At 71.4% G+C, this 16,316-nt stretch carries 18 protein-coding genes; 9 read left to right on the forward strand and 9 right to left on the reverse strand.

All coding sequences use genetic code 11. The features are described from left to right. Positions 1-2: 2 nt before the first annotated feature. The 4 genes from O7621_RS20820 to O7621_RS20835 all read right to left on the reverse strand — a co-directional run bounded on the left by O7621_RS20820 (position 3) and on the right by O7621_RS20835 (position 2,389). Positions 3-335, reverse strand: a complete 333-nt coding sequence (locus O7621_RS20820; RefSeq protein WP_282230795.1) for a small basic family protein — start codon at positions 333-335, stop codon at positions 3-5. Then, the gene (locus tag O7621_RS20825; protein WP_282230796.1) at positions 332-1,252 is read right to left on the reverse strand and encodes a DUF881 domain-containing protein; all 921 of its coding nucleotides are present in this window, start codon (positions 1,250-1,252) and stop codon (positions 332-334) included. Before O7621_RS20825 ends, O7621_RS20820 begins: the two co-directional genes overlap by 4 nt. Continuing rightward, positions 1,249-1,875 carry a CDP-alcohol phosphatidyltransferase family protein gene (locus tag O7621_RS20830; protein WP_282230797.1) on the reverse strand — a complete coding sequence of 209 codons (627 nt, stop codon included), beginning with the start codon at positions 1,873-1,875 and terminating at the stop codon, positions 1,249-1,251. The genes O7621_RS20825 and O7621_RS20830 overlap by 4 nt, the downstream gene beginning before the upstream one ends. 124 nt (positions 1,876-1,999) lie before the next feature. After that, positions 2,000-2,389 carry a hypothetical protein gene (locus tag O7621_RS20835; protein WP_282230798.1) on the reverse strand — a complete coding sequence of 130 codons (390 nt, stop codon included), beginning with the start codon at positions 2,387-2,389 and terminating at the stop codon, positions 2,000-2,002. A gap of 106 nt (positions 2,390-2,495) precedes the next feature. On the opposite strand from O7621_RS20835, the gene O7621_RS20840 reads away from it, so the two are divergent. The 4 genes from O7621_RS20840 (at position 2,496) to O7621_RS20855 (ending at position 6,705) form a co-directional block, all read left to right on the forward strand. Then, complete coding sequence (locus tag O7621_RS20840; RefSeq protein ID WP_282230799.1) at positions 2,496-3,062, forward strand: hypothetical protein; 567 nt, start codon at positions 2,496-2,498, stop codon at positions 3,060-3,062. 202 nt (positions 3,063-3,264) lie between these two features. Further along, the gene (locus O7621_RS20845) at positions 3,265-4,473 is read left to right on the forward strand and encodes a cytochrome P450 (protein ID WP_282230800.1); all 1,209 of its coding nucleotides are present in this window, start codon (positions 3,265-3,267) and stop codon (positions 4,471-4,473) included. A 112-nt stretch (positions 4,474-4,585) separates the two neighbouring features. Next, positions 4,586-4,813, forward strand: coding sequence for a ferredoxin (locus tag O7621_RS20850; protein WP_282230801.1), 228 nt, complete (start codon positions 4,586-4,588; stop codon positions 4,811-4,813). A 302-nt stretch (positions 4,814-5,115) separates the two neighbouring features. Continuing rightward, a complete protein-coding gene (locus O7621_RS20855) occupies positions 5,116-6,705 on the forward strand; it encodes a copper resistance protein CopC (protein WP_282234674.1) in 1,590 nt (529 codons plus the stop codon). A 45-nt stretch (positions 6,706-6,750) separates the two neighbouring features. Here O7621_RS20855 and O7621_RS20860 read toward each other — a convergent pair whose 3' ends face one another. From O7621_RS20860 to O7621_RS20870, 3 genes are read right to left on the reverse strand one after another with little or no spacing between them, the layout of a single operon-like run. Continuing rightward, on the reverse strand, positions 6,751-7,626 hold the full coding sequence (locus O7621_RS20860) for a DUF1775 domain-containing protein (protein WP_282230802.1): 876 nt from the start codon (positions 7,624-7,626) through the stop codon (positions 6,751-6,753). A gap of 33 nt (positions 7,627-7,659) precedes the next feature. Then, positions 7,660-8,172, reverse strand: coding sequence for an MSMEG_6728 family protein (locus tag O7621_RS20865; RefSeq protein ID WP_282230803.1), 513 nt, complete (start codon positions 8,170-8,172; stop codon positions 7,660-7,662). Positions 8,173-8,195: 23 nt separating this feature from the next. Continuing rightward, complete coding sequence (locus O7621_RS20870) at positions 8,196-8,399, reverse strand: hypothetical protein (protein WP_282230804.1); 204 nt, start codon at positions 8,397-8,399, stop codon at positions 8,196-8,198. Positions 8,400-8,601: 202 nt separating this feature from the next. Here O7621_RS20870 and O7621_RS20875 point away from each other — a divergent pair, with 202 nt between their 5' ends. Both O7621_RS20875 and O7621_RS20880 read left to right on the forward strand, forming a co-directional pair. After that, on the forward strand, positions 8,602-9,264 hold the full coding sequence (locus O7621_RS20875; RefSeq protein ID WP_282230805.1) for a DUF4142 domain-containing protein: 663 nt from the start codon (positions 8,602-8,604) through the stop codon (positions 9,262-9,264). 243 nt (positions 9,265-9,507) lie between these two features. After that, on the forward strand, positions 9,508-9,858 hold the full coding sequence (locus O7621_RS20880; protein ID WP_282230806.1) for an STAS domain-containing protein: 351 nt from the start codon (positions 9,508-9,510) through the stop codon (positions 9,856-9,858). A gap of 12 nt (positions 9,859-9,870) precedes the next feature. Here O7621_RS20880 and O7621_RS20885 read toward each other — a convergent pair whose 3' ends face one another. Continuing rightward, entirely contained in the window at positions 9,871-10,422 is a 552-nt protein-coding gene (locus O7621_RS20885; protein ID WP_282230807.1) for a hypothetical protein, read from the reverse strand. A gap of 320 nt (positions 10,423-10,742) precedes the next feature. Between O7621_RS20885 and O7621_RS20890 the strand changes: the two genes are divergently transcribed. The 3 genes from O7621_RS20890 to O7621_RS20900 are packed head-to-tail and all read left to right on the forward strand — an operon-like array spanning position 10,743 to position 15,538. Next, the gene (locus O7621_RS20890; RefSeq protein WP_282230808.1) at positions 10,743-12,527 is read left to right on the forward strand and encodes an N-acetylglutaminylglutamine amidotransferase; all 1,785 of its coding nucleotides are present in this window, start codon (positions 10,743-10,745) and stop codon (positions 12,525-12,527) included. Next, entirely contained in the window at positions 12,514-14,325 is a 1,812-nt protein-coding gene (gene ngg, locus O7621_RS20895; RefSeq protein WP_282230809.1) for an N-acetylglutaminylglutamine synthetase, read from the forward strand. Before O7621_RS20890 ends, ngg begins: the two co-directional genes overlap by 14 nt. Positions 14,326-14,347: 22 nt before the next feature. Next, a complete protein-coding gene (locus tag O7621_RS20900) occupies positions 14,348-15,538 on the forward strand; it encodes an osmoprotectant NAGGN system M42 family peptidase (protein ID WP_282230810.1) in 1,191 nt (396 codons plus the stop codon). Positions 15,539-15,559: 21 nt separating this feature from the next. Here O7621_RS20900 and O7621_RS20905 read toward each other — a convergent pair whose 3' ends face one another. Then, on the reverse strand, positions 15,560-16,315 hold the full coding sequence (locus O7621_RS20905) for an enoyl-CoA hydratase (protein WP_282230811.1): 756 nt from the start codon (positions 16,313-16,315) through the stop codon (positions 15,560-15,562). Position 16,316: the final 1 nt, after the last annotated feature.

Here is a 16,316-nt window from a genome sequence, read left to right on the forward strand (position 1 = left end):
CCTCACGCCCGGAACAGATGCCGTCGGATCGCCGCCACGTTGCCGAAGATCCGCACCCCGAGCACCACCACCACGCCGGTGGACAACTGCCCGCCCACCCCCAACTGATCGCCCAGATACACGATCAGACCCGCCACCAGAACATTCGAGATGAACGAGATCACGAACTGCTTGTCGTCGAAAATTCCGTCCAAACTGGCCCGGACCCCGCCGAACACCGCGTCCAACGCCGCCACCACCGCGATCGGCAGGTACGGCTGCAGCACCGCCGGCACCACCGGGTCGAAGTAGATCCCCAGCAGCATTCCGGCGAGCAGCGCCAACACGGCGATCATCGAGGGCCTCCTCCCGAGGCGGTCACGGACGGGTCGGCGCCGCCCGTCCCGGACGGGCTCGTCGACGCCGACGGCGCGCGGGCGTACCGCAGCTGCGGCCCACTCGCCGCCGGCAACATCAGATCATCAGCCGAACGGACCCCGAACGACAAACCGTGATCAGCCGAGACCGCCCGCAGCACCGCGGCCGCCTGACTGATCCTGAACGCATCGACCATCGACTCCGGGCCGATCGCCGACACCTCGTACGGGCCGGTCACCGGCCGGAAGTCGACCAGGATGGCGCTGCCCGCCGCCCGGATCGTCGAGGTCGCGGTCAGCCGTCGGCCGTTGACCGCGACCGCCTCGGCGCCGACGCTCCACAAGGCGTTGGCCACGTCCTGCAGATCCCGGTCCAACACCCGACCCAGCTCACTGACCGAGCCCTCACCGGTCACCGGATCCACCACTTCGGGCGCGTCGGCCAACTCGACGACCACCCCGTCCCCGGTGACCCGGGCCAGCCCAGCGGCGGCTTCCAGATCGCGCAGGTCCGCCGCCCGGGCCCCGTCCAGCACCGTGTCACGCTCCCGGGCCACCTCGTCCCGCAACGCGTCCACGCGGTTCTGCAACTCGTCGGTCTCCGTCTGGCGCTGGGTGACCTGCTCCACCAGGCCGGCCCGTGCCTGCGAGCGGCTCGGTTCGTCCGCCACCGTCTTCTGGTAGGCGAGCACCACCAGGAAGCCGACCGCGGCCATCGACAGGGCCATCGCCGCCCGTGCCGTCACCCGACGCCAACCCTGCGGTGGTCCGGTCACCGACCGGCGGGCCGCCGCGTCCGTGTAGCCGGGATCCAGCGGCGCCCGGAACAGTTCGGTCAGAAAGTCCGGCGCGTATCCACGGTGCGGGCCGGAACCGCTGCGGTCCGCCTCGCTCATGCCCGCTCCGTTTCTGCCCCGGCGGCCCGGACCAACGCTGCGGCCTGCCGTACGTACAGCAGGCCCGCGATCCAGTACAGCACCAGACCCCAGCAGGCCAGACCCCATCCGACCGCAGCCGCCACCGTCGCCGCCGTGGTGAATCCCAGCACTGCCGAGAGCAACAGAATGGGAAACGCCGCCAAAAGTACGAAGGTTGCCGTCTTTCCTACATAGTGCACCTGCGGTGGTCCGTAGCCAAATCGGCGCAACACGACAAGGCAGCCGGCCAGCAGCACCTCGCGACTGAGCAACGCCACCGTGAACTGCCACGGCATCACCTCGCGGGCGGTGAACGCCAGCAACGTGGCCAGGATGTACAGCCGATCGGCGAGTGGATCCAGCAGTTCACCGAGCCGGGACACCTGACGGATCCGGCGCGCGACGAACCCGTCCACCCAGTCGCTGGTCCCACCGACGGCCAGGACCAGTAGCGCCGCAACATCAGCACGATGCACCAGAAAGAGGTACAAAAATAGAGGTACACCTAATAAACGGACAAAGCTGATCAGATTAGGAATGGTGAAGACCTGGCTCGCCACATCGGTCCGCGTCGACGCGGACTGCGCGGACGGACGCGACACCGACACTTCCTCTCCCCCGCTCCGACCGGCCTGTCCCACCGGACCGGAAACGAGCGGCGGCGAACGAGCCCGACGGTCCCCCAAGGGGCACTGTCACCTGGCGAGCGCCACTATAACGCGCCCCTCACCCATCACCTGCCGACTCACCGTCGCCGCCCCCGCCGACAGTCACCCGGCGACGCATGAACGACTGCCAGTAACCGATCATCCGCTCCACCCCGTCCACCAGTTCAGCCAGCCACCGGGCCCGCTCCGGGCTCCACAGGCCGTCGCTGACGATCCAGCCCTGGCCACCCAGTTCGTTGAGCACCTCCAGCCGTCGGCGGGTCAACACCTGACACCGGTGGCCCGCGCCGTCAGCGACCACGGTGACCGTCGGCCCGGCGGCCGGCTGCCTACCCCCTTCGGCAGGTGCCACCGTCTGCACGAAGTACAGGTACCCGTACTCCCAACGTTCGTCGAGCGCTGACCCGACGCCCGCCGTCGGTGCCACCGCCTGCCGCTGCTCGGCCACCCGGCCCGGCTACCCGCACGGGTCGCCGGCAAACCCCGGCACACCCGGCCCGACATCCCCGCTACCTGCGACCCCTTGCCATCGGACGGCAGTCGATCATGCTTGGATGGTGGGCATGCCGGCCCACCTTGACCCAGACGCCCGGCGTGACCGGTCCACGGCCGACGCCTCACCAGGCGAGGTCTCCCGCCGTCGTACGCAGCGGACCCGGTGGTACCCGGTCGACCAGCTCAGCCCACTCGCCCGAGCGCTGCTCAGCGACGACCTCGGCGGTCGTGACGTGGTGCCACAGCACGTCGCCGACCGGGTCAACGCGGAGGCTGACCAGTGGGCCAGCCACGGTTTCACCGAGCAGACCGTCCGCCCCTGGCGGGACCTGCCCCCGGCGGCCGCCGGGCACCTCGCCGCTCGGCAGGTCGACCCGAGGGTGCTCGATCTGCCCGTCGCCGTCGTCGCCGGAACCCCGCCGGTGCCGTTGCGGATCGCGATCGTCACCGGCCGGCTGCCTGCTGAACGGGCCTACGAGCTGCTGGTTATCACCGGCGAACACCAGCCGGCGGAGTCCCGGACGAGCAATCCCCCGCCGACGACCCCCGAGCCTTCCCGGGCCCGACCGGTGACCCCGGTGCTGTTCTCCCATGCCCAGCCCGACGATGCCGCCGGGCGGAGCTGACCAGCTATCGCTGCGGTCTTCGTGACATCGTTGGGCTGTCTTGTGCACGGTCAGGCACATCCCCTAAATCAGGCTAGGACGCTAGGTTGAGCTGTCCGATACCGCCGCCGGACTGCGATCAATCGAGAGACTTCTCTAGTATCGGAATGTCCCGTGCCGGTCGTCGTCTTCGCTGGGCGCCCGGCTGCCAGGAGGTGAAACCATGTCCGAGCTCCGGGCCGCCGAACCCCGTAGCTACCCCTTCTCCGCGCCCGACCGTCTCCACCTCGACGACACCTACCGGCAGCTGCAGCAGGACCGGACGCTGGTCCGGGTCCAGCTGCCGTTCGGAGAACCGGCCTGGCTGGCCACCCGGCACGCCGACGTCCGGTTCGTCCTCGGCGACGCCCGGTTCTCCCGCGCAGCCAGCGTCGGCCGCGACGAACCACGGATCACCCCCCGGCAGATCGAGGGCGGAATTCTGTCGATGGACCCGCCGGAACACACTCGGCTACGGCGCCTGGTCGCCAAGGCGTTCACCGCCCGGCGGGTCGAACAGCTCCGACCGCAGACCCGGCAATTCGCCGACGAACTGCTGACCGACATGATCGCCGACGGGCCGCCGGCGGACCTCGTCGAACACTTCGCCACCCCGCTGCCGGTCCGGGTCATCTGCGAGCTCCTCGGTGTGCCGTACGCCGACCGGGGACACTTCCATACCTGGAGCGAAGCCGTCGTCTCCACCACGTCGCTCTCCCCCGACCAGGTACGGAGGTACCTCGAAAACCTGCACGGCTACATCGCCGGACTGGTCGAACAGCGCCGCCGGCACCCGACCGACGACCTGATCGGCGCCATGGTCCACGCCCGGGACACCGACTCGAGCCGGCTCACCGAGGCCGAACTCGTGCAGCTCGCCGCCGGGCTGCTGGCCGCAGGCCACGAGACCACCGTGACCCAGATACCCAACTTCGTCTACGTCCTGCTCACCCAGCCGGACCAGTTCGCCGCCCTGCGCGCCGACCCGGCCCTGGTACCGGGTGCCGTCGAGGAACTGACCCGGTACGTCCCGCTCGGTGCCGCATCCTCATTCGCTCGGTACGCCACCGTGGACGTCGAGGTCGGCGGAGTACTCGTTCGGGCCGGTGAACCCGTCATCGGATCGTTGTCGGCGGCCAACCGCGACCCCGAGGTCTTCACCGACCCGGACCGGCTGGACCTGACCCGGACCAGCAACCCGCACGTCGGCTTCGGTCACGGCGTGCACCACTGTCTCGGCGCCCAACTGGCCAGGATGGAGCTGCAGGTGGCAGTGGAGGCGGTGGTGCGGCGGCTGCCGCAGCTACGGCTCGCCGTACCGGAGGATCAACTGGTGTGGAAGACCGGGCTGCTGGTGCGCGGGCTGAGCGCGATGCCGGTGACCTGGGGGTGATCCTCCTTCCCGGGCCCGACGCGCGCCGCACCGTCCCGACCGTGCCGTCCATCGACGATGAGCCGTCCCAGTCCCCTGCGGCCGGTGCCGTGGCCGTTCCCCGGAGGTGGCGATGAACCAGCGGTCCTGGCAGGTCAGCGTCGACGGGCAACGGTGCATCGGGTCCGGCATCTGCGCCGGTACCGCCCCGGGACATTTCAGCCTGGTCGACGGGGTGTCCCGGCCGACCGCGTCCGACATCGACCCGGCTGACACCGTCGTCGACGCTGCTGAGTCATGTCCGGTCGAGGCGATTCTGATCCGCGACGCCGACGGCACCCCGCTGGCACCGCTGCCCTGACCTGGCGGGTCGGGCCCGATCGACGACCATCTGGATCTGACCGGGGCGGCCACCGGCGGTCGGCTTGCACACGTCCGGGTCGGTCGACCACGATTCCTCCCGGCACGCACGCGCCCGTTCCTGGCGCTCGGCCCACGAAACGACCGACGTCACCGGCGGTCGGTACGCCCACCACCCGCCCGGAGTCGATCGCGATGAACCGTTGCCCCGTCCGCACCGAACTACCAGGGGTGAGACAACGACGAGCCGCCCGGTGGGCCCGGCACGCCGCAGCCGGCGTCGCGGCACTGCTACTCGGCGGCATGCTGGTAATGGTCGCCCCCGCCGGCCCGGCGGCCGCACACGCGGTGCTGGTCACGGCGGAGCCAGCCCCCGGATCGGTGCTGGGCAACTCGCCCCGGGAAGTGGTGCTGACGTTCAGCGAACCGGTCCGCCCGGTCACCGGGCGCCTGCAGGTGCTGGCACCGGACGGTAAACGGATCGACGACGGAACGCCGCGAACCAACGGGACCACAGTCACCGTCCCGGTCCGGGTCGCCGACCGCCCGCTCGGCACCTACCTGGTCAGTTACCGGGTGATCTCGGCGGACAGCCACCCGGTGGGCAGCGGCTACACGTACTCGGTGGGAGCGCCGTCCGCGACCGTGCCCGAGCCGCGCGACGGCGGACAGCGGTTGCCGGTCGCGATCGCCGTGACCACCGCGAAGTACGTCGGCTACGCCGGGGTGCTGCTCGCCGTCGGGCCCGCGCTGCTGCTGGCACTGCTGTGGCCGCCCCGGCTGAGCCGCCGGCCCGGCAGGCTCATGGTCGGCACCGGGCTGGGGCTGATCGGCCTGGCCACAGTGGCCGGACTGTACCTGCAGGCACCGTACTCGACGGGCAGTGGTCTGCTGGAGGCCACCGCCGGGGACCTGGCCGCCGTCGTGGACAGCGGGTACGGGCTGGCGCTGCTCGGCCGGCTGGTGGTCCTGGCCGCGGTGGCGGCACTGGTGTCACCGGCCCTCGCCGGGGTCGGCGGCACCCGTCGCGGGCTGGCCCTCGTCGGGCTGGGCCTGGCCGGGCTGGTCACCTGGCCGCTGACCGGTCACGCGGTGGCTGCGCCGGTACCGCCGGTCAGTATCGCCGCCGACACCGTGCACATCGCCGCAGTCGGGGTGTGGATCGGCGGGCTGGTGACCCTGGGCGCGGTCCTGCTGCGCCGCACCCACCCCCGCGTGCTGGGCCGGATTCTGCCGGTCTGGTCCCGGTGGGCGACGGTGGCGGTCTGCTGGCTGCTGCTGGCCGGTGCCGTCCAGGCGTTGATGGAGAGCGGCGGCACGACCGCACTGGCCACCACCGCGTACGGGCGGTTGGTGCTGGTGAAGATCGCGCTGGTGGCGGTTCTGCTGCTGACCGCCGGGTACGCGCGACGGCTGGTCGGGCGTTGGCGGGCGTCGCACGTGCGGCGACTCACCGGCCTGGTCGGTGTCGAGGTCGCGGTGGCCGTGGTGGCGCTCGGGGCCAGCGCGGTACTGGTGCAGACGACACCGGCCCGTACCGCCGTCGTCGAGGCCCAGGCCCTCGGGCAGGACACCTTCGCCCAGACGCTGACCAGCTCGCTGTACACCCTCCAGTTCGACATCTACCCGGTACAGCTCGGCGAGCACAACACGGTGCACGCCTACGTGTACACGCCGGAGGGCGCGCCGGTACGGGTCGAGGAGTGGACAATGACCACTTCGCTGCCGGCACAGGACGTCGAACCGGTGACCACCCTGCTGCTGGGGGTGGACGACAACCACGCCGTCGGCGCGGTCGCGTTTCCGGTGCCGGGCGAGTGGGAGCTGCGCTTCACCATCCGGCTGTCCGACATCGACCAAGCGACGGTGCGTACCACCGTGCCGGTGCGCTGAGCGGCGGCGGGCCAGTGTGCGGCAGGGAGACCGGGACGGTAGCGGTCACTGTTCAGTGAAGCGCCAGGGGGTCGTGCCGCCGGCGACGACCAGTTCGCCCTCGTCGTCGGCGCCGGCGGCGCCCGCCGGGTCCGCCGGAACGCTGCGGTGGTGGCGGCTGCGCCACCAGACGACGGCCGCGCCGATCGCCGCTCCGCCGGCCAGGCCGGCCAGCAGCAGTCCCATCCCGGTGCCGGCGGCGTCGTCCGAGCCCGCGGCGGCCTGCGCCGGCGGGTCCTGGGCGGCGGCCGGTGCCGGGCCGCCGTGGTGGGCTCCGTGACCGGCCGCCGCCGGGTCGGCCGGCCCGAGGGTCAGCACCGGGCCGGGCCGCTGCGCGTCGGGGCCGCCCCAGCGGACCACGGTGCCGTCGGAGTAGGTCTGGGTCACCGCGAAGTCGATCCGGTCCGCGTCCGGCAGCGGGCCGACCGACACGGTCAGCAGCACCGGCGCCGGTTCGTCGGCGGCTGGGGCGACCAGCTGCCAGATGATGCTCTCGGTGGCCTCGGTCATCAGGCCACCGTGCAGGCCGGGCAGCGGCTCCGGCAGGGTCCGGTTGATGATCCGGGGTGCCCAGTCGTTGACCGACATCGGGTAGACCTCGGCGATGGGCAGGTCCGCCGGCAGGTCGAGGCGCACCTCGGTGGTGTGTGCGTCCGGCCGTTCCTGCGGCAGTTCGAAGGTGAGTTGGATGCCGGCCCCACGAGGTGCCTGGGTCGGTTCCAGGCCGATTCCGGCTGCGGCCACCGCCGGACCGGACAGCGCGACCGCCAGCACCGGACCGGACAGCACCGCGCCGATCCGGACGGCGTTCGCGCGCAGACAGTTGGCCATGAGCCTCGCCTCCCGTACGTCGGCGGCCGCTGCCGCCGAATCCTGATCCACCGGTAAGGGGTTCGGCGGACGAGGCCGAACGGTTCAATCCGACCACGGACGTTTTTCGCCGGACGGGGCGGGGGCGATCGGCGGCGGTACCGCCGGTGGGCACGGCCACACGTACGGTACGGGCGCGAGGTCGCCGAACCGGGGACGGTAGTGGTCGGGGTCCTTGTGTACCAGTGCGGCGCGGTGCGACAGGTGCAGGTCGGCTCGGCCGAGCCAGGCCGGCAGCGCGCAGGCGGCACCGAGTTCGGCCTGGTCGCGGACCATGGTGCGGCCGGTCGCGGCGGTGAATTCACGGCGTAAGGTGTCGGCGACGGTGTCGGCCCGGCCAGTCCGGGTCCATTCGGCGCAGACCGTCAGTCCGTACCGGACCAGTGCCTCCAGGTGGCCGTGCCACATCCGGACCGCCGGATGGTGACGCCAGCCGTACCCGGGCACGGTCAGGCCGCGCAGCACCTGCAACGCTTCGACGCGCTGTTTGCCGAGTCGTCGGGCGTCGAGCACGGCGGCGCTGGCCGCGAAGTCCGGGTACGGCAGGAAGGTCTGCATGGTGCCGGGGCCGACCGGAGTGGTCAGTCCGGCTGGTCGTCGGATTCGCTGTCGTCGGCGGCGACCGGCGGGGGAGGACCGTACGGCGAGACCTGGCCGGCCGGGACGGGCCGGCTGCCGCCGCCACGGCGCCCGGGCCGGCGGTCAGCTCCGTCGGGACCCTTGCTCTCCTGGACCAGCGGGTTGTCCCCGCTGCGACGCATCTCCGGTTGCTGGACGTTGGTCACGATGCCTCCCGGTGATCTGGTCGGTCATTGTCCGGCTACCCGGTACGGGCGGCGATATGCCGGCGGCGGGTCGGGCTAGCCCGGCCGAGGGTGGCGAATCATCCGCCGGCGGCCGGCGGCGCTCATCCCGGCCGGTGGGCATGGCGTCCGGGGTGCCGGGTATCTCGGTGCCCCGACGAGCGCTGAGCGAGGAGGAAGCACGATGAGAAGGACCGTTTTGACCCGGCTGGGGCTGTTGGCGGGGCTGACCGCCGTCGCGTTGATCCCGGCGGCCGCGCACGCGACGGCACCGTCCGAGCAGGACAGCGACTACCTGCGGACGATCCACCAGGTCAATCTGGCCGCTGTGCAGATCGGCCAGTTGGCGCAGGACAAGCAGGATGCCGACCAGGCGGTGAAGGACCTGGGCGGTGACATGGTGGCCGACCACACCCGGCTGGACGAGGAGGTCACCCGGGTGGCCGGTGAGGTCGACGTCACCCTGCCCGACTCGCCCACCCAGGAGCAGCAGGACGTGGTCACCCGGCTGGACGGGTTGTCCGGTGCCGAGTTCGACACGGCGTTCGTGGAGAGCCAGCTGGCGGGTTACGCCCAGGCGATCGAGGTGAACAACGCCGAGATCGCGCAGGGCTCCGACGAACGGGTGGTGAACCTGGCACAGGAGGCCGGACCGGTGCTCGAGGACCTGTACGCGGCGTTGCAGGGCCTCGCGGCGCAGCTCGGGCTGCCGACCTCGCCGAGTCCCGGGGTGAGCCCCACGGTTGACCCGACCACGCCGGGCACCGCCACGCCCGAGCCGACGGTGAATCCGACCCTGCCGTCGCCGACGGTCAGCCCGCAGACGCCCCTGCCGGCGCAGAGCTGACCCGGACCGTGGCCCTACGCCGGTGCGGTCGGACCGGGACGACCGCACCGGCGGGCCCGGACGAGATGATCGCTCACAGTGGTCGACCGGGTTGGTGCACAGTCCGAAACGGGGCTGGCACATCAGCCGCACATACCGTAACGTGACGGCTCACACACCGCGCGCATCAGCGGATATCGGCACATGCCAATGCCAAGAATCCTCCCTTCCCGGCACCCGTCGCCGCCCGACCGGAGGTACGACGTGGATTTCGTCATCACCAGGAGCTACCAGGGCACCACGGTACGACTCGCCTTGCACGGTGAACTCGACCTCGCCACAGCCGGCGAGGTCCGCGACGCGGTCACCGCGCTGCTCGCCCGGTCCGCACCCGAGCGGATCGTGCTGGACCTCACGTGCGTCAGCTTCATCGACTCGACCGGTATCGGCAGCCTGGTCGCCTGTCACCAGGCTGCCGGGGTCAGCGGCAGCCGGCTCGAGTTGGAGAACATCAGCAGCTTCACCCGACGGCAGCTGTGGGCGACCGGGCTACTCGGGCTGTTCGGCTTCCCGGCCGACGACACGACGCCCTCCGACCTGCCGGTGGGGCGCTGACCGTACGGTCGGTCACAGCACCCGGCCAAGTTGGGTGTGCCGGCTGCGTCGCGCCTGCCGACTCGCCCACCGGGCCTCCGCGACCCACAGGTAGGCGGCGGTCAACGGACCTGGGTGGTAGGTGGTGGCGGCGAATCCCCACTGGGAGGCCAGGCTCTCCCCCCGACGGAGGAGGTTGTCCACATCGTGCAGGGTGAGCCGCAACCGCCGTACCGCCGTACCGATCACCGCCCGGCGTACCGGCACGGCACGGCGGGCCTCGATGTCGGCGACGTCGACGTGCTCCCCGAACTGGTAGCCGACGATGCGGACCACCTCGTCGGCGGAGACCGGTTCCCGGCCGGCGGCGGTCAGCCGTACCGCGGTGTCGGCGAAGCAGCGCAGCTCGGTCAGTGGGAACCCGCTACGACCCAACTGGTCGACGACCGTCACGAAGGTCCCTTCGACCACCCCGAACAGGGCGATCGAATCCAGGCCGGCGCCCCGGCGCTCCAACTGACGGATGAGCCAGGACTGGCCGAGGACGCAGGCCCGCAGGTGGTGTCCCTCAAGCGTGGTCAGCAACTAGCCCTCCCCGGTCGGCATCCGTCCCGAACCGGGACGGAGCACCCACGCCAGCCGGATGATGGAACTATCCACCGTCCAGCCATCAAACCCGACCGAACGTTACCGCGAACCGTACGTCGGGACGAACTCCGGGGCCCCCACGGCACCCACCAACCATTTGATTGATTAGTCACACAACCGCCCTGTCGCCGGGTCAGCGTAGCGAGATCCGGCGCAGGGCACCGAGCGGGACCGTCCGTGCTCCGGGGCACTGGTCGGGACACCGGATCCGGCCGTCAACTGGGCGATGCCGCAACGGTCTGGCAGGATGGGTACGCATGTGCGGACTTGCGGGTGAGCTGCGCCGCGACGGTTCTCGCGCCGACATCGGCGCGGTGGAGCGGATGGCGGCGACAATGAGTGACCGGGGGCCCGACGACGGGGGTTCCTGGTCACACGGAAGTGTGGCCTTCGGACACCGCCGCCTGAAGATCATCGACCTGTCGGCGGCCAGCAACCAACCGATCGTCGACTCCGCCGCCGGCCTGACCGGCGTCTTCAACGGCTGCATCTACAACTACCGTGAGCTGCGCGAGCAGCTGCAGGCACGGGGTCACACGTTCTTCTCCTCGGGTGACAGCGAGGTCGTCGTCAAGGCCTACGCCGAGTGGGGTGTCGACTTTGTCGACCACCTGGTCGGCATGTTCGCCGTCGCGATCACCGAGCGCGACAGCGGCCGGCTGGTCCTGGCCCGCGACCGGCTGGGCATCAAGCCGCTGTACGTCGCCGAGCGCCCCGACGTGGTCCGGTTCGCCAGCACCCTGCCGGCGCTGCTGGCCGGCGGTGGAGTGGACACCGGCATCGATCCGGTGTCACTCGCCCACTACCTCAGCTTCCACAGCGTGGTCCCCGCGCCTCGGACGATCCTCAACGGCATCCGTAAGCTGCCCCCGGCCACCGTGCGGGTCTACCAGCCCGACGGCCGGGTGGACGAGCGCCGCTACTGGGATCCGCCGTTCGGCCGGGACCCGCGCCGCGCCGACTGGTCGGAGCAGGACTGGCAGGACGCTCTGCTCGAATCGTTGACCACCGCGGTGCAGCGCCGGATGGTCGCCGACGTTCCGGTCGGCGTCCTGCTCTCCGGTGGGCTCGACTCCTCGCTGGTCGTGGCGCTACTGGCCGAGCAGGGCCAACGTGGTCTGGCCACCTTCTCGATCGGCTTTGACGCGGTCGGTGGACGGGAGGGCGACGAGTTCGTCTACTCCGACCTGGTGGCGCAGCGGTTCGACACCGACCACCATCAGATCCGGGTGGCCGCCCGTGACCTGGTGCCGCCGCTGGAGGCCGCCGTCGCGGCGATGAGCGAACCTATGGTCAGTCACGACTGCGTCGCGTTCTACCTGCTCAGTCAGGAAGTCGCCAAGCACCTCAAGGTGGTGCAGTCCGGCCAGGGGGCCGACGAGATCCTCGGCGGGTACCACTGGTACCCGCCGCTCGCCCGGGTCGGCCGTGACCAGGCACTGGACACCTACGCCACGGCCTTCTTCGACCGCGACGCCGCTGGTCTCGCCCAGGTACTCAACCCGGAGTACCTCGCCGCCGGTGATCCCGCCCGCGAGTTCGCCGCCGCCCACCTGGGCCGCGCCGGCGCGCAGGACGCGGTCGACGCGGGGCTGCGAATCGACACCACGGTGATGCTCGTGGACGACCCGGTGAAACGGGTCGACAACATGACGATGGCGCACGGGCTGGAGGCCCGCGTGCCCTTCCTCGACCACGAGTTCGTCGAGCTCGCCGCCACCTGCCCGCCCGAGCTCAAGTTGGCCCAGGGCGGCAAGGGGGTACTCAAGGAGATCGGCCGTCGGGTGCTGCCCTGGGAGGTGATCGACCGGCCGAAGGGGTACTTCCCCGTACCCGGGCTGACCCACCTGGAGGGCAAGCTGCTCGACCGGGTGCGCGACGCCCTGCACGCGCCGGCGGCCCGTCGGCGCGGGCTGTTCCGGAACGGGTACGTCGACGGGCTGCTACGCGACCCGAACGCCGAACTCACCCCGCTGCGGGGCAACAAGTTGTGGCAACTCGGACTGCTGGAGATGTGGCTGCAGAACCATGGCATTGACTGACGACGCGAGCCTGCCCCGCCCCGACTCCCCCGCCCCCCGGCGGGAGCGGATCGGCCCAGGTGGCGACCCGGTCGTCCCGGGCGATCCGCCGGCCAGACCCACCGACAGCGCCGACGTCATCCTGGAGTGCGGCTGGGGCCGGCTGGTCTTCGGTCAGACGTTCGCCGACCCCTCCGACGTCGCCGACGTGCTGCGTTCGGAAGCCGCCGGCTCCCGTGACATCTGCATCTACCTGCCCGACCCGCACGTACTGGTGTCGCGGCTGCCGGACGAGTTGTTCATCGACCCGTCGCTGACCTTCCGGCTGGACCTCACCCAGGTGCGCGAACCGCAGCCGCCGGAACCGGGGCTGCGGATCCGGCCGCTGCACGACGAAGTCGACGCCGACGCGGTCAACCGGATATACGCCCACAACGGGATGGTCACCGCCCCGGTCGACATCCTGGTCGACAACGCCGCGACCGAACGCTTCGTGCACCTGGTCGCCGAGAACGTCACCGGGCAGGTCGTCGGCACCATCACCGGCATCGACCACGTGGCGGTCTTCGACGACCCGGACAACGGCTCCAGCCTGTGGTGCCTGACCGTCGACCCGCTGCACGCACCGCCCGGCACCGGCCAGGCGCTGCTGCTTGAGCTCGCCGGCCGGCTCGCCGACCGCGGCCGGGTCTACGTCGACCTGTCCGTGCTGGCGGAGAACGACGGCGCGATCCGCCTCTACGAACGGCTCGGATTCGAGCGCACGCCGACGCTGTGCGTCAAACGCAAGAACCCGATCAACGAACGGCTCTTCCTGGCCAGCATGCCGGACGGCTACGACGAGCTGAACCCGTACGCCCGGATCGTCGCCGACGAGGCGATGCGCCGCGGTATCCGGGTCGAGGTGATCGACGCCTCCTGGGGCGAGCTGCGGCTGACCAACGGTGCCCGCAGCATCGTCACCCGCGAGTCGCTGTCGGAGCTGACCTCGGCGGTGGCGATGAGCCGATGCGACGACAAGCGGGTGACCCGGCGGGTGCTGCTCGACGCCGGGTTGGCCGTGCCGCACGGCCGGACCGCCACCGGCGACGCCGACGACGAGGCGTTCCTCGCCAAGGTCGGTGAGGTGGTGGTCAAGCCGGCCCGCGGCGAACAGGGTACCGGGATCACCGTCGGCGTCACCGACCCCGCCGCCTTGCGGGCCGCCGTCGACCTGGCCCGCAGGCACTGCCCGCAGGTGCTGATCGAACAGCGGCACCAGGGGGAGGACCTGCGGGTCCTGGTGATCGACCACGAGGTGGTGGCTGCTGCGGTCCGCCGCCCGGCCGCGGTCACCGGCGACGGCGTACACACGGTGGCCGAGCTGATCCGGCGACACAGCCGGCGGCGGGCTGCGGCCACCGGCGGCGAGTCGAAGATCCCGCTGGACGACCTGACCCGGGAGGTGGTCACCGAGGCCGGGCACACGATGGACGACGTGTTGCCGGCCGGCGAGGTGCTGACCGTGCGGCGGACCGCGAACCTGCACACCGGCGGGACGATTCACGACGTCACCGACCGGCTGCACGCCGACCTGGCGGCGGCGTGCGTGGCCGCGACCCGGGCGCTGGCCATCCCGGTGGCCGGCATGGACCTGCTGGTGACCGCTCCTGATCAGCCCGACCATGTCTTCATCGAAGCCAACGAACGGCCCGGACTGGCCAACCACGAGCCGCAGCCGACCGCGGAACGCTTCATCGACCTGCTGTTCCCCGGCACCAGCGCGCAGCAGCGGCGGTGGAGCCCGCCCGGTCCCGGCGGGGCGCCGGCAACGCCGTGATCGGCGGCGGTACGGTCTTGGCATGCCGGCCGACCCGAACCTCCCCGCCCCCCTCAAACTGGACCTCGACTACCTGCAGCAGGTGATGCTGGAGCTGCTGGACATCCCCAGTCCGTCCGGCCGCACCGACCACGTGCAGCAGTACGTCGGGGAACGGCTGTCCGCTCTCGGCATCCCGTTCACGGTCACCCGGCGGGGCGCGCTCAGCGCTTCGCTGTGCGGGCCGCGGACCACCGGCGCGGACCGGGCGATCGTGGTACACACCGACACGATCGGCGGGATGGTCAAACGGTTGAAGGAGAACGGCCGGCTGGAGCTCAAGCAGATCGGCACCCACAGCGCCCGGTTCGCCGAAGGCGCCCACGTGCGGGTATACACCGACAGCCTGGACCGGGTGATCACCGGCCAGGTGCTGCCGTTGAAGGCCAGCGGCCACCGCTACAACGACGGCGTCGACCTGCAGGGGGTCGGCTGGGAGCAGGTCGAGGTGCGGGTCGACGAGCCGGTCACCGACATCGCCGGGCTCCGCGCGCTCGGCATCGACGTCGGCGACTTCGTGGCGATGCTGCCGGCACCGACGATCACGCCCAGCGGCTACGTCAAGTCCCGGCACCTGGACGACAAGGCGGGGGTGGCGGCGGTGCTGACCGCCGTGAAGGCGATGGTCGACGCCGGCCAGCAACCGCCGGTCACCGCCCACCTGCTGATCACCTGCACCGAGGAGGTCGGGCACGGCGCCAGCCACGGGCTGGACCCGGACGTGGCTGAGATCGTCTCGGTCGACGCCGCGGTGGTGGCTCCCGGCCAGCAGTCCCGGGAGGACGCCGCGACCCTGGCGATGGGCGACGGTGTCGGCCCGTTCGACTACCACCTGACCCGCAAGCTCGCCGGGCTGGCCGCCGATCACGGCGTGGACCTGGTCCGCGACGTTTTCGACTACTACCGGTCGGACGTGGCGGCGGCGGTCGAGGCCGGCGCGCACGCCCGGGTGGCGCTGCTCGGCTTCGGGGTGGACGCCACCCACGGCCACGAACGCACCCACCTGGAGGGGCTGCGGCACCTCACCCAGCTGCTCTGCCTCTACCTGCAGAGTGAGCTGGTGTTTCCGGAGTGGGATGCCGAACCGGACGGCGACCTGGCCGACTTCCCGTCGCTGGCGGTGCAGCCGGCGCAGGAGGAAGGGCCCCGGGAAGGACCGATCGGGGTGGCCTGACGCCCCGGGCGGCGGTCCGCCTCAGCGCCGGTCACCGAGCAGCGTGGCCAGCACCGCCGGGTCGCTGGCCGACGCGGCTTGGGCCCACGCCTCGTACTGCACCGAGGCGTCCAGGCCGGACGAGGCGGCGATCCGGACGCTCTGCTTGACGTGGCGGACCAGATGCGGATCCAGGTCGGCGTAGCGGTGCGCGGCGGCCAACGCGGCGGCCAGCGGATCGTCGACCACGTCGAGCACCAGGCCGAGCTCGTGGGCCCGGGCGGCGTCGAGCATCGCGCCGTCCAGCAGGATCTGCATCGCCCGCTGCGGGCCGAGCGCGTCGACCAGGAAATAGGTGCAGCCGCCGCCGGGGTGCAGGCCGATCCGGGTGAACGTCGCCCCGAAGCGGGCCCGGGGTCCGGCGATTCGCTGGTCGCAGCACATCGCCAGGTTGAGGCCGGCGCCCACGGCAGGTCCCTGTACGGCGGCGATGGTCACCAGGTCCAGGTCGCGCACCGCGAGAAAGCTGCGGTAGATGTCCTCCAGGTCGCGGCGGGTCTGGCTGACCGGCCGGACCGGGCCGCCGAAGATCTCGTCGAGGTGGGCACCGGAGCAGAACGCGGTGCCGGCGCCGGTGACGACCAGGACCCGGGCGTCGCGGTCGGCGGCGACGGTCGACACCGTCTCGGCCAGTTCCCGCTTCATCACGGTGCCGATCGCGTTGCGCCGGTCGGGATCGTCGAGGGTCAGCACCCGCACGCCCGGATGGTCGGCGGTACGCAACGAAAGGGTTTCCATG

The sequence above is a fragment of the Solwaraspora sp. WMMD937 genome (assembly GCF_029581175.1).
Classification (GTDB): domain Bacteria; phylum Actinomycetota; class Actinomycetes; order Mycobacteriales; family Micromonosporaceae; genus Micromonospora_E.

Excerpts from the sequence above, each read along its gene's own strand:
- O7621_RS20820 (WP_282230795.1), bottom strand. The coding sequence starts at position 335 with ATGATCGCCGTGTTGGCGCTGCTCGCCGGAATGCTGCTGGGGATCTAC.
- O7621_RS20825 (WP_282230796.1), bottom strand. The coding sequence starts at position 1,252 with ATGAGCGAGGCGGACCGCAGCGGTTCCGGCCCGCACCGTGGATACGCG.
- O7621_RS20840 (WP_282230799.1), top strand. The coding sequence starts at position 2,496 with ATGGTGGGCATGCCGGCCCACCTTGACCCAGACGCCCGGCGTGACCGG.
- O7621_RS20845 (WP_282230800.1), top strand. The coding sequence starts at position 3,265 with ATGTCCGAGCTCCGGGCCGCCGAACCCCGTAGCTACCCCTTCTCCGCG.
- O7621_RS20850 (WP_282230801.1), top strand. The coding sequence starts at position 4,586 with ATGAACCAGCGGTCCTGGCAGGTCAGCGTCGACGGGCAACGGTGCATC.
- O7621_RS20855 (WP_282234674.1), top strand. The coding sequence starts at position 5,116 with ATGCTGGTAATGGTCGCCCCCGCCGGCCCGGCGGCCGCACACGCGGTG.
- O7621_RS20865 (WP_282230803.1), bottom strand. The coding sequence starts at position 8,172 with ATGCAGACCTTCCTGCCGTACCCGGACTTCGCGGCCAGCGCCGCCGTG.
- O7621_RS20875 (WP_282230805.1), top strand. The coding sequence starts at position 8,602 with ATGAGAAGGACCGTTTTGACCCGGCTGGGGCTGTTGGCGGGGCTGACC.
- O7621_RS20890 (WP_282230808.1), top strand. The coding sequence starts at position 10,743 with ATGTGCGGACTTGCGGGTGAGCTGCGCCGCGACGGTTCTCGCGCCGAC.
- ngg (WP_282230809.1), top strand. The coding sequence starts at position 12,514 with ATGGCATTGACTGACGACGCGAGCCTGCCCCGCCCCGACTCCCCCGCC.
- O7621_RS20900 (WP_282230810.1), top strand. The coding sequence starts at position 14,348 with ATGCCGGCCGACCCGAACCTCCCCGCCCCCCTCAAACTGGACCTCGAC.
- O7621_RS20905 (WP_282230811.1), bottom strand. The coding sequence starts at position 16,315 with ATGGAAACCCTTTCGTTGCGTACCGCCGACCATCCGGGCGTGCGGGTG.